The following is a 14,693-nucleotide window of genomic DNA, read 5'->3' on the forward strand; positions in this document are numbered from 1 at the left end:
ATGACGCCGCGCTCTAGGTTGCTGCCGCAGCTGATAATTTTCGCGTAGCAGTCGAAAATTTTCTGGGCGACTGACAGTCCGCGCGGACCGGGCCCCGCACGGCTCGTCCGCGATCCCACCATTCGGAGTCCGTGTGAAGGTCCTCTACATCGGCGGCACCGGGACGATCAGCTCGGCCTGCGTGGCCGAGTCGGCGCGCCGGGGGCTCGACGTCCACGTGCTCAATCGGGGCCACACCGCCCGGCGCCGGCCGCTGCCCGACGGGGTCACGACGCTCACGGCCGACGTACGGGACCGCGACGCGCTCCGCCGGGCTCTGGCCGGGAGCGCGTACGACTGCGTCGTCGACTTCCTCGGCTACACGGCCGAGGACGCGGCGGCGAGGGTGGACCTGCTCGACGGCCGCACCGGCCAGTACGTCTACGTCAGCAGCGCCTCCGTCTACCACAAGCCGGTGCGGCGGGCCCCGTTCACGGAGTCGACCACCCGGCACAACCCCTATCTCGGCTACGCCAGGGACAAGATCGCCGCCGAGGACGTCCTGCGCCGCGCGTACGAGGAGCGCGACTTCCCCGTCACGATCGTGCGCCCCTCGCACACCTACGACGACGCGCATCCGCCGCTGCCCGGCGACTGGACGGCCTGGGACCGGGTCGTGCGCGGCGACGAGATCGTGGTGCCCGGCGACGGCACCAGCCTGTGGACGCTGACACACGCGGACGACTTCGCCGTCGGCCTGGTGGGCCTTCTCGGCGCCTGGCAGGCGGTCGGCGAGGACTTCCACATCACCTCGGGCGAGGCGCTCACCTGGAACGAGATCTACGAGGTGATCGGGCGCACGGCCGGGACCCGGGCGCGGCTCCTCCACCTGCCCGCGGAGTTCCTGCCGATCATCGCGCCGGACTGGTTCTGGTCCGACCTGATCGTCGGCGACCTCCAGCACACCGCGTTGTTCGACACCACGAAGATCAGGCGGTTCGTCCCGTCGTTCCGGCCGGTCGTCACCTGGGCGGAGGGGGCCAGGCGACTGCACGCCTGGCGGGCCGCACATGCCGAGGAGACCCTGCCCGACGCCGCGACCGACGCGGTGCTTGCCCGGCTGGCCGAAGGACACCGGCTCGCCGCGGCCGCCGTGGCAGGGCTGGCGCCGGCTACCGCCGACGGCTCGTGACGGAAGGACGCACCCGGATGCCCCTCGACGCCCGCGACGATTCGACGGTCCCGGACCCGGCGCTGCGCCGGCCGTTCGGGCGTACCGGCCTGGCGGTGACGCCGATATGCGTCGGCACCAGTCCCCTGGCGAGCATGCCGGGACTGTACGGGTACGCGGTCGGCGAGGAACGCGCGCGGGCCACCGTGGAGGCCGTGTTCGACGGGCCCTTCAACTTCCTCGACACCTCGAACAACTACGGCGGCGGCAGCGCCGAACGGCGCATCGGCGCCGTGGTCCGCCACCGCGGCGGCGTCCCCGCCGGGTTCGTCCTCGCCACCAAGGTCGACGCGGACGCCGACACCGGCGACTTCTCCGGCGAGCGCGTGCGCCGGTCGGCCGAGGAGAGCCTGGAACGGCTCGGCGTCGGCCACGTGCCGCTGCTGTACCTGCACGACCCCGAGTTCCACATCACGTTCGAGGAGGCCATGGCCCCCGGCGGGGCGGTGGAGGCGCTGGTCGCGCTGCGGGACGCCGGCGTCGCGGGCCACATCGGCATCGCGGGCGGCCCGGTCGGCCTGTTGCGCAGGTACGTCGCGACCGGCGTGTTCGACGCCGTGATCAGCCACAACCGCTGGACGCTGGTGAACCGCGAGGCCGGCCCGCTGCTCGACGAGGCCCGCGATCGCGGCGTCGCCTTCGTCAACGGCGCGCCGTACGGCGGCGGGATGCTGGTCAAGGGACCCGACGCCCAGCCCCGCTACGCCTACCGGGACACCGGCGAGCCCGTCCGGGACGCGGTCCGCGCCATGCGGAGGGTGTGCGACGCACACGGTGTGCCCCTCGCCGCCGCCGCGCTGCAGTTCTCGCTGCGCGACCCCAGGATCGCGTCCACCATCGTCGGCGTCTCGGAACCGGAGCGGCTCGAGGAGACGCTGCGCCTCGCCGCCACCCCGATCCCGACGGGTCTGTGGGACGAGCTCGACCGGCACCTGCCCTCTCCCGCCGCCTGGCTGGACTGATCGCCCGCCCGGCTCCCGGTTGTCGGTCAGGATTCCGCCAGGAGCCGGCCCGCCGTCATCGCGCCGTGGTCCGGGTCGGCGAAGACTGTTCCATGCGCAAAACCCTCCTCGCGGCGGCCGCTCTCGCCGCGTCGCTCGCCGCCGTGATCCCGGCCCCCGCACTGGCCACCCCCGCACCGGCTGCCCCCGCACCGGCCGCCCAACCACCGGCGGGCTCCGGCAAGGGGCCGGCGGTGACCTTCGCCCTCATCGGCGACACGCCGTACGGCGACGACCAGCGTGCCCGATTCCCCGCCCTGGTCGACGCGATCAACTCCGACACCGGCGTACGGTTCGTGCTGCACGCGGGTGACGTGAAGAACGGCTCGAGCACCTGCGACGACGCCCGCTTCGCCGACCTCGCCGCGCTGTTCGGCACCTTCGCCACCCCATTCGTCCTGACGCCGGGCGACAACGAGTGGACCGACTGCCACCGCACCGCCGCGGGCGGCTACCTGCCCACCGAGCGCCTCGACGCGGTCCGCCGCGTGTTCTACCCGGTGGCCGGCCGCACGCTCGGCCGTCACCCGATGCCGGTGCTGTCGCAGGCCGCGGACCGGCGCCACCGCGACTACCGGGAGAACGTGCTGTTCACCAAGGGGCGCGTCGTGTTCTCCACCGTCCACGTCGTGGGCAGCGAGAACGACCTGCAGCCCTGGTCCGAACTCCCCGGCGGGGACCGTCCCGCCCTGCGGACGGCGGAGTTCGAGGCGCGCAGGAGCGCGGCGCTGGACTGGATCGACGCGACGTTCGAGCGGGCACGCCGCACCAACGCGCCCGGCGTCCTGCTCATGATGCAGGCCGAGCCCGTGCAGAGCTCCGGCTTCGCCGACATCCGCGCCCGCGTCGTCGCCCAGTCCCGCGCGTACGGCAAGCCGGTGCTGCTCGTGCACGGTGACGAGCACGTCTACGAGGTCGAACCCGGGTATGCCGGGGTGCCGAACCTGACCCGGCTGGAGACCTTCGGCTCCACCGCGAGCCAGTGGCTGCGGGTCACGGCCGACCCCAGGACGCCGTCCGTCTTCTCCTGGCAACCCCGGACGGTGCCCGGGGCCTGACCTCCGCCCTCCCGGGCGCGGTCGCGTCCGGGGAGGGCACGAAACGTCCGGGGATGGCGAGGCGCGCCCGGGGATGGCGAGGCGTGTCCGGGGACGGCGCTCACAGGAGACCGGCGTCGCGCACCTTCATCGCCACCCGGACCCGGTTGTCGGTGCCGAGCTTGGCGAAGATCCTGGTGATGTTCGCCTTCACGGTGGGCACGCTCATGTAGAGACGCTCGGCGATCTCCGCGTTCGACCTGCCGTGCGCCACCTCGACCGCGACTTCCAGCTCCCGCTCGGTGAGCCGGGCCAGTTCCTCCCGCGCCTGCGGGAGGGCCGGCCCGGACCCGCCGGTCGCCGCGGCGATCACCTGCCGGGCGACGCTCGGCGACAGCACGGGCTCGCCCTTCGCCACGGCGCGGACCGCCTCGATCATCCGCGGCGGCGGGGTGTCCTTGAGCAGGAAGCCGTCGGCGCCGAGCCGCAGGGCCCGCAGCACCATGTCGTCGGCGTCGAACGTGGTGAGCACGAGGATCCGCGGCGGGCTCGGCCGCGCCCGCAACAGCTCGGTGGTGACCAGCCCGTCCTGGTTGGGCATCCGGATGTCCAGCAGCACCACGTCGGGGCGCAGGTCGCGGATGACGTCCATGGCGCGCAGCCCGTCCTCGGCCTCGCCGGCGATGTCGAGGTCGGGCTCGCCGCCGAGGATGAGACGCAGCCCGGTCCGCACCATCGCGTCGTCATCCACTATCACCAGCCGGGTCACGATCCACAGCCTCCCATGGCAATCGGACATCAAGGATGAAACGCCCGTCCTGGATCGTATGGCTGAGGGTGCCGCCGGCCATCCTCGTCCGCTCCGCCAGGCCCACCAGGCCCAGCCTTCCCCCCGGACCGGGGGCCGAGCCGGGGCGGGCGGGGTTCGTCACCCGGATCCGCAGCTCCTCCCCCGGCCGTCCGCCGAGCTCGGCGGTGACCCGGGCGCCCGGCGCGTGCTTGCGCGCGTTGGTCAGCGCCTCCTGCACGATCCGGTACGCGTGCCGGCCCGTCTGCGCGGGCAGCGACTCCCGGCCGTCGATGCCGTCGTCCACGTCGACCCGCTGACCGGCCGCGCGGACCTCGCCGAACAACGCGTCCAGATGGGCCAGATCGGGCTGCGGCGCCTCCACGGCGCCGTCGTCGCGGAGCGTGCGCAGCACCGTGCGCAACTCGTTGAGCGACTGGTGCGCGTTCTCCTGGATGGCCAGCGCGGCCTCGCGCGTCTGCTCCGGCCCGAGGTCCGTCCGGTAGGCCAGGCCGCCGGCCAGCATCGCCAGCAGGGAGATCCGGTGCGCGAGCACGTCGTGCATCTCCTGGGCGATCTTCACCCGTTCCGCCAGCCGCGCCTGGTCGATCCGCTGACGCTGCTCACGCTCGGCGGCCCGCGCCCGCTCCCGCAGGGACATCTCCAGGTCACGGCGCCCGCGCAGGTAGAGGCCGAACACGGTCAGCCCGCCGAGAATCGTCAGCCCCGTCACCGAGGAGACGACCGCGGCCTGGTCCACGCCGCCCCATGCGGCACCGGCCAGCAGGCACACCACGGACACGAGCGCGACCGGGATCGTCCGGCTCCATCGGCGATGGGTCACCAGGGAGACGTACGCGACATACGCGGGGCCACTCGCCGTGGCCGAGAACGTGGTCAGCAGAGCGGTCGCCAGCGCGATCTGCCACGGCCACCGCCTCCGCCACCGGATCAGGACCAGCCCGATCAGGCCGAGCCCCGTGTCGGCCAGCGCCTGCGGGAGGCGGTCGCCGTCGTGCAGGACGAGCCAGGCCAGCACCGTGCCGTGAAAAACCATCGGCACCGCGGCACACAGGTAGCGCAGCACGGCACCCCGCCTGTCCAGGGGCGGCTGGTAGTCGGGTGGGCCGTGCACAGCCCCACAGCTTAGGGACCACCGCGACCGGGTTTTAGCGACCTGGGTCGACCTGTGGACAGCCTCGGGTATCGCTTGCGGGCGGAAGGGACCGCCGAGCGTCGATTCGCGGTGGACCCCGGCCCGATGCGGCGTCACCCGCGCTCGCGGTGGACTGAACGGCGTGATCGAGTTCAACCACGTCAGCAAGATCTACGGAAAGGTGAAGGCGCTCGACGACGTGACCTTCACCGTCGGGGCCGGGAGCGTCACCGGCTTCCTCGGGCCCAACGGCGCCGGGAAGTCGACGGCCCTGCGCATCCTGGTGGGGCTCGCCCGCCCCTCCTCCGGTTCGGCGACCGTGCTCGGCCGGCCGTACGCCGAGATGGCCTGCCCGGGCCTGCGGGTCGGCACCCTGCTCGACGCCGGCGCCCAGCACCCGGGCCGCACCGGCAGGGAGGTCCTGACGCTCGGCGCGATGACTCTCGGGCTGCCGCGGACGCGGGTCGGCGAGGTGCTCGACCTGGTGGGGCTCACCGAGCGGGAGAGCCGGCGGGCGGTCGGCGGCTACTCACTCGGGATGCGGCAGCGGCTCGGCATCGCGCACGCCCTGCTCGGCGCCCCCGAGGTGCTCGTCCTGGACGAGCCCGCCAACGGCCTCGACCCCCAGGGCATCCACTGGATGCGCCGCCTGCTGCGCGACCTCGCGGACGCCGGATGCTCCGTTCTGCTCAGTTCGCACCTGCTGCACGAGGTGGAGCAGGTGGCGGACCGCATTGTGATGATCGGCCGCGGCCGCGTGCTCGCCCAGGGCACGGTCGGCGAGCTGAGCCGGGGCCGCGGCCTCGAAGAGACCTTCCTCGACCTGACCGCGCACGCGGACCGAAGCCCGGACGCCGGCACGTCCCGAACGACCGGTGCGAACCGGGGGGCCGCATGAGCCGCGCCACGCACCACCCGAACGACATCGCGCAGGCAGCGCCGAGCCCCCGCACCAAGGACGACATGATGACCGCGACCACACCGATCCCGTTCCACCGACTGCTCGTCGTCGAGGCGCGCAAGCTCGCCGACACCCGCAGCGGCAAGATCATCGCGATGGTCATGCTCGGGCTGGTGATCGCGTCGATCGCCGCGCGTGGCGTCGTCGTCGGGCCGAAGTCGCAGACGCTGATGGGCACCGCCGGCATCGCCCTCGGCACTCTGCTCCCGGTGCTCGCCATCCTCACCATGACCGGCGAGTGGGCGCATCGCACCGCGCTGACCACCTTCGTGCTCGAACCACGCCGCCATCGCGTCCTCGCCGCCAAGTGCCTGCCGCCCCTGCTCGCGGCGGTGGCGCTCTCGCTGTTCGCCATGCTGGTCGCGGTGCCGATCACGGCCGTCGTGGCCGAGGTCAGGAACATACCCGCCGATTGGGGAGTCGAGCCGATCTGGCTGCTCGGCTGGACCGGGGTGAACGTGCTCGTGGCCGCGCAGGGCCTCGCCCTCGGCACGCTGCTTCTCAACGCGCCCGCCGCGATCGTGATCAGCCTGTCGACGCCGGTCCTGTGGGCCGTCGTCGGCCGGCTCGGCTCGGTCGGCGCGGGGCTCGCGGAGTGGCTCGACCTCAACACCACCTGCGCTCCCCTGGTGAGCGGCGACATGACCTGGAGCGAGGGCGCCAGGCTCGCGGCGTCGGCGGCCTTCTGGATCATCCTCCCCATGGCCGCCGGCCTGGTCCGCGTGCTCCGCAAGGAGGTGACCTGACCCCGCGCACGCCCGCGACGGGCCGGGCCGGCAGAGCGCGCCGGCCCGCAGAGGCGGGCACGGATGACAAGGTGCGCGCCCGGCCCCGCAAGGCCGGCACGGGTGACGAGGTGCGCCGGCCCCAAGGCCGGCACGGGTGACGAGGTGCGCGCCCGACCCCGCAAGGCGGGTACCGGTGACGCGTGCCCCTAGAGCCGATCGAGGAGCGTGGCGACGCGGTCGGTCTCCGCTGCCAGGAGGCGCTCCGGCACCGGCTCGAACAGCTCCACGACCGGACGCCCTTCCTTGGCCTCCCACACGCCCGCCACCCGGCCCCGGTGGATGACCACGGGCGAGATCCATCCGGCCGTCCGGCTCACCTTGGGCCGCGCGGCCTTCGGCAGGAGCGGTTCCAGGTCACGCGGCGCACCCAGGATGAACTGGTCGAAGCCGGGCAGCAGATGCACGTCCTCGGACGGCGGGCAGGCCAGCAGGTCGTCCAGAAGCTCCGCGGGCAGCACGGCGGGCATGCCCTCCACCTCGACCTGCGCCAGCTCGGGCTCCAGATCCCGGAACCAGCCGCGCAGGACGGCCTTCGGCGTGGCGCCGCGGAACAGCCAGGCGTCGAACATCCGGGGAGTGGCCGGGCCGTGGGCGCCGAGGAAGGCGCGGAGCACCCGCACTCCCCCTTCCTCCGCCGAGAGCGCCTCTCCCCCGTCCGGCAGCCAGTCGGCCGGTGCGGTGAACGTGACCCTGCCGTCCCGCGGCGGGCCGTAGCACAGCTCGCCGAGGAAGCTGAGCGGCTTGAGCAGCGCGCCCCAGCCTGACGTGAGGGCCTGTCTGAGGTGGCCGTCCCCGGTCACCTCGATGACCGCCTCGACCAGCTCCTCGCGGGTCAGCACCCGGCCGGACAACGCGCGCGGAACGGCCTCCACGACGGCCTCGATCTCCCCGGCGGACACTCCGTGGCCACGCTGCCAGGAGGCCTTCTCCCAGAACCTGAGCGACCCGAGGGCCGCACGGTAGGCGGGGAACTCGTCGGCGGGAAGGAGGTGGAGCGTGCCGCGCATCGTCCAGGTCTTGACCAGCGTGCGGTCACCCCACAGGGCGTCCTCGATCTCTCCGGGGCGCGGGCTCGCGTGCCGTACGGCGACCGCCAGCGCCGCCGACGAGGCGACCTGGGCCTGCACCCCGCACAGACGCCGCGCGATCGCCACCGCGTCGTCCTCGCTCGTGGGCTCGACGAACTGCCGTCTCAGCCTCCAGGCCAGCACCTGCGCCCACGTCGTCTCAGCAGCCACGTCACACTTCTACACCCCGGGTACGACAAGCCGCGCATCGCGAGACGCACGGTCGCGCCGCTCGCCGCCGCGCGACCCGCTCAGGCCCAGGGGACGTTCACCCGAGCCGGCGCAGCAGGTGGTCTCGCACGGCGCGGTCGCCCGGGCCGCCCCGCTCCGCGAGACGTTCCGCGACATACCGGCGGTGAGCCTCGTCCACGTTCCCGCCGTACTTGAACTTGCCGTTGACCTTCTGGATCGCCAGCCGCAGGCCGCGGATGCCCGGCAGGCGCCGGTGGTGCTCGGCGGGGTCGGCGAGATCGTGGTCCAGCCGCGCGAGCTGGGCCCGCAGGATGCCGAGCTTCCCGTCGGGGTCGTCGACGATCTCGGCGTGGCAGACCAGCTGGACGGCCGCATAGTACGTCGTGGGGACGCCCAGTCGGGGATCCTCGCCGGTGCCCGGCAGTGCCTTCCACGCCCCCTCGACGTACGCCCAGTCGCCGGCCACCGACATGACCACGGCCGGGTTCTCCTCGATCGCGGACCAGACCGGGTTCGGCCGGGCGAGGTGCAGCAGGATCGTGGACGCGTCGGCGAGGAGGAACTGCGTGGGCACGACCACGGGCACGTCACGGTCACGTCCGGACGCGACGAGGTGGCCGAACTCGTTCGCGCGGACGAAGGCCAGCGCCTCCTCGTCAGCGGCGGAGTCCCAGGGATGGATGAGCACATCCTTACTGTACGCAGAGCCGTCCATTCTCTACAGAAGGGTTCCAAGCACTGCACGACTCGGCGTGGAGCAACGACGAGTGGCCCGATTTCGAGTGGCTGGAATTCGTGCCCGACGACGCATGGGAGCAGGCGACCGGTGCGGACGCCGACGGGCTCTACGTGGCCTATCGGGCGCGCGGCCACGACCCGTCGTGCACACCGCAACCGGGGGGCGAGGAATGGGACGTCTACGACTGGAACGAGACGGATCGCAGGCTGCCGCGGATCGGCCCGTACATGAGGGACCTGAACCGCGGCGTGGACGGCTTAGGCCGGCGCTCACACACGCCGCAGGAGCAGGGTGACGAAACCGAGGGCGCCCCGGTAGCCGTCGAGCCACATGTCGCGGTGCTCCCGCATCACGGCGAGCGCCTGGTCACCGTCGGGGCCGGGGTTGTCCGCGGCCCAGCGCGCCAGCGTTCCGGTCCACGACCACTCGTACTCGTCCCACTCAGCCGGGTCGCTCACGTGGGCGTAGACGGTCAGCCACCCCTTGGACTCGGCGGCCTCCACCGTGCCCGCGAGATCCGGGTAGTCGCCGATCGCTTCGAGGACCTCGGGTGCGGGAGACCGTTCCCAGTACCCCTCGCCCACGAGCGCTAGGCCGCCGGGCCGTACGAACCGGGCGAGCGCCTCCATCGTCTCCGTCAGCCCGCCGAAGGCGTGCGTCGAACCCACACACAGCCCCAGGTCGTACGGCTGGGCGGCGGTGAAGGCGTCGGCCGGCGTCGTGTGCAGCGTCAGCCGGTCGGCCAGCCCTCGCCGCGCGGCCGCCTCGTTCGCGGACGCCACGGCGTGCGGCGAGATGTCGACGCCGTCGGCCCGCGCGGACGGGTGGAGTTCGAGCGCCCGGAGCGACCACTCGCCCTCGCCGCAGCCCAGGTCGAGGATGCGGGCCTCCTCCGGCAGCGCCGCGCGGCGCAGCAGCCGATCGAGCGACGCTTCGGAGACGGGCGCGGCGATGGGATGGTCACGATGGGCGATGGCGCTGAGCAGTTGTCGATCCACCGCGCCATCCTTTCAAGGGGGCATAACAGGCCGCATCTGCTTTGTTCGCGCGCCGGCATTCCGGTGACACGTGCCGGGGGCGGCGGGTGAATGGGATGAAACGTGCAACTGCCGGGAAACGCCTGAGCGGGCCGTCTTCGCGACACGCGCGGGACGCCGGGGCACGACGCCCGGCGCCGGAACCGCGTACGCGGCTCGGTTCATGCCGATCAGGCATCACCGGGCGACGAACCGCCGGCGGGCACGCCTTGATCCGCAGACCGAGAAGTCGGGACAATTTCCTCGCCAGTCGCATCGAATCGCATCCCTTTCACCGCCGCCTCGACGGCGGCGCGAGGCGTGCCGTCCGTGCCACCGCGACCCACGAGTGAGCGGAGGACGGCGGCCACCGCAGGGTCGGCCAACCCGACGACCCGTCCGACAGGAAGGACCGTGATGATTCACTCAGCACAACGCCTGGGCGTGGTCGCCGAATCGGCGCCGGGCGAGACACGGGTGGCGGCCACCCCGGCCACCGTCCCGCAGCTGGTCTCGCTCGGCTACGAGGTGATCGTCGAATCGGGCGCCGGGCGGCGGTCGGGCTTCACCGACGACGCGTACGCCCGGGCCGGGGCGCGGATCGGCGACCGCGAGGAGACGTGGGGCGCCGATGTCGTGCTCAAGGTGAACGCCCCGGCGGGGGACGAGATCCCGGCGCTGCGCGAGGGCGCCACGCTCATCTCGCTGATCGGCCCGGCGGCCAACGCCGGCCTGGTGGAGGCGCTCGCACGACGGCCGATCACCGTCCTCGCGATGGACGCCGTGCCGCGCGTCTCCCGGGCCCAGGCGCTCGACGTGCTGAGCTCGATGGCGAACATCGCCGGTTACCGCGCGGTCATCGAGGCCGCGCACGCGTTCGGGCGGCTCTTCACCGGTCAGGTGACCGCGGCGGGGAAGGTCCCCCCGGCCAAGGTCCTGGTGGCCGGCGCGGGCGTGGCGGGGCTGGCGGCCGTCGCCACGGCGGCCAGCCTGGGCGCGATCGTACGGGCGACCGACCCCCGTCCCGAGGTCGCCGAGCAGGTGCGCTCGCTGGGCGCGGAGTTCCTGGACGTCGGGGTCGCGCAGGAGTCGAGCGCGGACGGGTACGCCAGGCAGACCTCGCGCGACTACGACCGCCGCGCCGCCGAGATGTACGCCGAGCAGGCCGCCGACGTGGACATCGTCATCACCACCGCCCTGATTCCCGGGCGTCCCGCCCCCCGGCTGCTCACAGCCGAGCACGTGGCGCGCATGCGCCCGGGCAGCGTCGTCGTCGACATGGCCGCCGCACAGGGCGGGAACGTCGAGGGCACCCGTCCCGGGGAGGCGGTCGTCACCGGGAACGGCGTGACCATCATCGGCTACACCGACCTCGCGGGACGGCTGCCGGCGCAGGCCTCGCAGCTCTACGGCACCAACGTCGTCAACCTGATGAAGCTGATCACCCCCGGCGAGGACGGCCGGCTCGTGCTGGACTTCGACGACGTCGTGCAGCGCGCGATGACCGTCGTCCGGGACGGCGAGAAGACCTGGCCCCCGCCGCCCGTGCCGGTGAGCGCGGCCCCCGCCGCCCCCGCCCCGGCGCGGGGGACGCCGCCGGCTCCCGCCGCGAGCCCGCCGGCCCCGTCGCCCGGACGACGACGCCATCTGGTCACCGCCGCCGTCGCCGCCGCGCTGTTCGTCCTTACCGCGTTCTCGCCGAACGCGCTGATCGAGCACGTCACCGTCTTCGTCCTGGCGATCGTGATCGGCTACTACGTCATCGGCAACGTGCACCACGCGCTGCACACGCCGCTGATGTCGATCACCAACGCCATCTCCGGAATCATCGTCGTCGGCGCGCTGCTCCAGATCGGGCAGGGCGGCGCGGTCGTCGCCGTCCTGTCGTTCGTCGCCATCCTGCTGGCGAGCGTCAACATCGTCGGCGGCTTCGCCGTGACCCGTCGCATGCTCGGCATGTTCACGAGGAGCTGACCGTGACCCTCGCCACGGCCGCGCAGGCCGCCTACATCGTCGCCGCCCTCCTGTTCATCCTCAGCCTCGCCGGCCTGTCCAAGCACGAGACCGCCCGCTCCGGCGTCGTCCTGGGCATCTCCGGCATGGTCATCGCGCTGGCCGCGACGGTCGTCCTCGCCGCCGACGGCAGCGGCACGCTCGCGGTGATCCTGCTCGCGGCCGCCATGGCGATCGGCGGCGCCGTCGGGCTCTGGCGGGCCCGGATCGTCGAGATGACCGCCATGCCGGAACTCATCGCCATCCTGCACAGCTTCGTCGGCCTCGCCGCCGTCATGGTCGGCTGGAACGGCTTCCTCGAGGTCGAGAACGGCGGCACCCGGCTCCCCGGCTCACTGCTCGGCATCCACCACGCCGAGGTCTCCATCGGCGTGTTCATCGGGGCGCTCACCTTCACCGGGTCGGTCGTCGCGTTCCTCAAGCTGTCGGCCCGGATCGACTCCCGCCCGATGATGCTGCCGGGCAAGAACGCCCTGAACGTGGGCGCGCTCGCGGCGTTCGCGGTCCTGACCGTGGTCTTCGTCGCCTCCCCCAGCCTCGGGATCCTCCTCGCGCTGACGGTCGTGGCGCTGCTGCTCGGCTGGCACCTGGTCGCCTCCATCGGCGGCGGGGACATGCCCGTCGTCGTCTCGATGCTCAACAGCTACTCGGGCTGGGCGGCCGCGGCGTCCGGGTTCCTGCTCGACAACAACCTGCTGATCGTCACCGGCGCCCTCGTCGGCTCGTCCGGCGCCTACCTGTCGTACGTGATGTGCCAGGCGATGAACCGGTCGTTCATCTCCGTGATCGCCGGGGGGTTCGGCATCGAGGCGGGCCCCGGCGGCGACCGCGACTACGGCGAGCACAAGGAGATCACCGCCGTCGACACCGCCGGACTGCTGAAGGAGGCCAAGTCCGTCGTCATCACTCCCGGGTACGGCATGGCGGTCGCGCAGGCGCAGTACCCCGTCGCCGAGCTCACCCGCAGGCTGCGGGAGCGCGGCGTCGAGGTGCGGTTCGGCATCCACCCGGTCGCCGGTCGCCTGCCGGGGCACATGAACGTGCTGCTCGCCGAGGCCAAGGTGCCGTACGACATCGTCCTCGAGATGGACGAGATCAACGACGACTTCGCCACCACGTCGGTAGTCCTCGTCATCGGCGCCAACGACACCGTCAACCCCGCGGCCGTCGAGGACCCGGACAGCCCCATCGCCGGCATGCCCGTCCTGCGTGTGTGGGAGGCGGACAACGTCGTCGTCTTCAAGCGGTCGATGGCCACCGGGTACGCCGGAGTGCAGAACCCCCTGTTCTTCCGCGACAACACCAGCATGCTCTTCGGCGACGCCAGGCAACGCGTCGAGGAGATCGTCGCCGCTCTCTGACGCCCCGCCCCCGGGCCTCCTCCGCGGTCCGCCCGGCCGGGCGGCTCAGCCGGTCCAGGAGCTGTTGAGGAACGAGAACGTCATCGCCACCATGAGCGGCCCGATCACGGTGGCGTAGACGATGATCACCGATCGGTGCCGGGCGCCCGCCCGGCCGATGAGCACCCACAGCGGCCACCACAGCAGCGCCGACCTGGGGATCGACATGTAGAACGTGGAGGTGACCAGCGCGCCCAGTTGGAGCCCGACGTAGACGAACTCGGCCCAGCGGCGGGCGACGAGCAGCCAGACGAGCAGCAGCACCCCGACGATCGCCGCCGCGATCTCGAGCCGGAACATCGGCCCGAACCCTTCGTCACCGCCGGTCGAGTCCCAGGTGGTGCGGAACGCCTCCCAGGGCCAGACCGGTTTCCGGCCCCATCCGGTCTGCTGCGCGTTGTTCCAGGCGAGCCAGTCACCGGTACGGGAGTGCTGGTAGGCGGCGTACGCGAGGAGCGGCGCGAACGGCAGCGCCAGCCAGGCTCCCCGCCGCCAGCCCGCCCAGCCGTCCCTCCGGATGCGGCTCACGACGAACTCGACGATCAGCGCGACGGCCAGGAACAGGCCGGTGATCCGTACGCAGGACGCCCCGGCGGCCAGGGCACAGGCCAGCGGCCAGGCGCGGCGGCGGGCCGCCAGCCAGGCGGGCAGCGCGAAGGCGAGGAACAGCGCCTCGGAGTAGCCGGCGAACAGGAAGACGGCGGGCGGGCACAGCAGCAGCGCCAGGACGGCCCAGCGGCCCGCGCCGGCGGGCCCCTCGGCGTCGGCGAGCCGGGCCAGCGCCACCACGGCCACCGCGCCGGCCACGAACGAGATGACCAGGCCGGCCAGGATCCAGTCGCCGGCCACCAGATGCACCAGGCGCATCGCCAGCGGCATGCCGGGGAAGATGGCCGGCAGCCCGGGGTCGGGCTCCAGGTTCGGATCGCCGTCGTACCCGAACTCCGCGATCTTCCGGAACAGGCCGACGTCCCAGTGTTTCCACCGCTCCAGCAGCGGGGCGTGGCTCTGGCCGGACACGATCAGTGCGCCGTAGAGCGCCAGGAGGAGCAGGCCCGCCCGCGTGCCCACCCACAGCAGCAGCGCGTCCCGGACCGTGGCGCTCTTCCGCAGCGGCTCCGGGGATCCCCCGGATTCGGGAGCTCTTCCGGGTTCGGGAGGTTGCCGGGGTTCCGGGACGGGGGCCTTCTCATCCGGCCCGGTCCGCTCCCCGCGCTCGGGGTCGTGGCCGGACTCCTGGACGGCAGCCGTCACCTGACGCCCTCCCCTCTCCTCGCGCACCCGCCCGCCCCCGCCGCGCGCCCTCCTGCCTGCCGGCAGGGGCCA

Annotated in this window: 13 protein-coding genes; 7 read left to right on the plus strand and 6 right to left on the minus strand. The window is 72.9% G+C overall.

The features are described 5' to 3' along the window. Nucleotides 1–133: 133 nt before the first annotated feature. The 3 genes from ACWEQG_RS07940 (at nt 134) to ACWEQG_RS07950 (ending at nt 3,269) form a co-directional block, all read left to right on the plus strand. Nucleotides 134–1,171, plus strand: coding sequence for an NAD-dependent epimerase/dehydratase family protein (locus ACWEQG_RS07940; protein WP_452282771.1), 1,038 nt, complete (start codon nt 134–136; stop codon nt 1,169–1,171). A gap of 17 nt (nt 1,172–1,188) precedes the next feature. Further along, nucleotides 1,189–2,172 (plus strand): aldo/keto reductase, encoded by a 984-nt coding sequence (locus tag ACWEQG_RS07945; protein WP_452282773.1) that lies wholly within the window; start codon nt 1,189–1,191, stop codon nt 2,170–2,172. A 92-nt stretch (nt 2,173–2,264) separates the two neighbouring features. Beyond that, a complete protein-coding gene (locus tag ACWEQG_RS07950) occupies nt 2,265–3,269 on the plus strand; it encodes a metallophosphoesterase (RefSeq protein ID WP_452282775.1) in 1,005 nt (334 codons plus the stop codon). Between the two features lie 100 nt (nt 3,270–3,369). Here ACWEQG_RS07950 and ACWEQG_RS07955 read toward each other — a convergent pair whose 3' ends face one another. Further along, nucleotides 3,370–4,017, minus strand: coding sequence for a response regulator (locus ACWEQG_RS07955; RefSeq protein WP_452282777.1), 648 nt, complete (start codon nt 4,015–4,017; stop codon nt 3,370–3,372). After that, on the minus strand, nt 3,992–5,170 hold the full coding sequence (locus tag ACWEQG_RS07960) for a sensor histidine kinase (RefSeq protein WP_452282779.1): 1,179 nt from the start codon (nt 5,168–5,170) through the stop codon (nt 3,992–3,994). Before ACWEQG_RS07960 ends, ACWEQG_RS07955 begins: the two co-directional genes overlap by 26 nt. 163 nt (nt 5,171–5,333) lie before the next feature. Here ACWEQG_RS07960 and ACWEQG_RS07965 point away from each other — a divergent pair, with 163 nt between their 5' ends. Both ACWEQG_RS07965 and ACWEQG_RS07970 read left to right on the plus strand, forming a co-directional pair. Beyond that, nucleotides 5,334–6,089, plus strand: coding sequence for an ABC transporter ATP-binding protein (locus ACWEQG_RS07965; RefSeq protein ID WP_452282781.1), 756 nt, complete (start codon nt 5,334–5,336; stop codon nt 6,087–6,089). After that, nucleotides 6,086–6,898: an ABC transporter permease gene (locus ACWEQG_RS07970; protein WP_452282783.1), complete on the plus strand. Its 813-nt coding sequence runs from the start codon at nt 6,086–6,088 to the stop codon at nt 6,896–6,898. The genes ACWEQG_RS07965 and ACWEQG_RS07970 overlap by 4 nt, the downstream gene beginning before the upstream one ends. A 188-nt stretch (nt 6,899–7,086) precedes the next feature. Here the strand turns inward: ACWEQG_RS07970 and ACWEQG_RS07975 are convergent, their stop codons facing one another. From ACWEQG_RS07975 to ACWEQG_RS07985, 3 genes are all read right to left on the minus strand, one after another. Further along, on the minus strand, nt 7,087–8,178 hold the full coding sequence (locus ACWEQG_RS07975; protein WP_452282785.1) for a winged helix DNA-binding domain-containing protein: 1,092 nt from the start codon (nt 8,176–8,178) through the stop codon (nt 7,087–7,089). A 97-nt stretch (nt 8,179–8,275) separates the two neighbouring features. Further along, nucleotides 8,276–8,887, minus strand: coding sequence for an FMN-binding negative transcriptional regulator (locus ACWEQG_RS07980; protein WP_452282787.1), 612 nt, complete (start codon nt 8,885–8,887; stop codon nt 8,276–8,278). A 320-nt stretch (nt 8,888–9,207) separates the two neighbouring features. Beyond that, a complete protein-coding gene (locus tag ACWEQG_RS07985; RefSeq protein ID WP_452282789.1) occupies nt 9,208–9,936 on the minus strand; it encodes an SAM-dependent methyltransferase in 729 nt (242 codons plus the stop codon). A 435-nt stretch (nt 9,937–10,371) separates the two neighbouring features. Between ACWEQG_RS07985 and ACWEQG_RS07990 the strand changes: the two genes are divergently transcribed. Beyond that, nucleotides 10,372–11,928: a Re/Si-specific NAD(P)(+) transhydrogenase subunit alpha gene (locus tag ACWEQG_RS07990; RefSeq protein ID WP_452282790.1), complete on the plus strand. Its 1,557-nt coding sequence runs from the start codon at nt 10,372–10,374 to the stop codon at nt 11,926–11,928. A gap of 2 nt (nt 11,929–11,930) precedes the next feature. After that, the gene (gene pntB / locus ACWEQG_RS07995) at nt 11,931–13,328 is read left to right on the plus strand and encodes a Re/Si-specific NAD(P)(+) transhydrogenase subunit beta (RefSeq protein WP_452282792.1); all 1,398 of its coding nucleotides are present in this window, start codon (nt 11,931–11,933) and stop codon (nt 13,326–13,328) included. Between the two features lie 45 nt (nt 13,329–13,373). On the opposite strand, the gene ACWEQG_RS08000 is transcribed toward pntB, so the two are convergent. Next, entirely contained in the window at nt 13,374–14,621 is a 1,248-nt protein-coding gene (locus ACWEQG_RS08000) for a hypothetical protein (RefSeq protein ID WP_452282794.1), read from the minus strand. Nucleotides 14,622–14,693: the final 72 nt, after the last annotated feature.

The organism is Microbispora sp. NPDC004025, assembly GCF_053604425.1.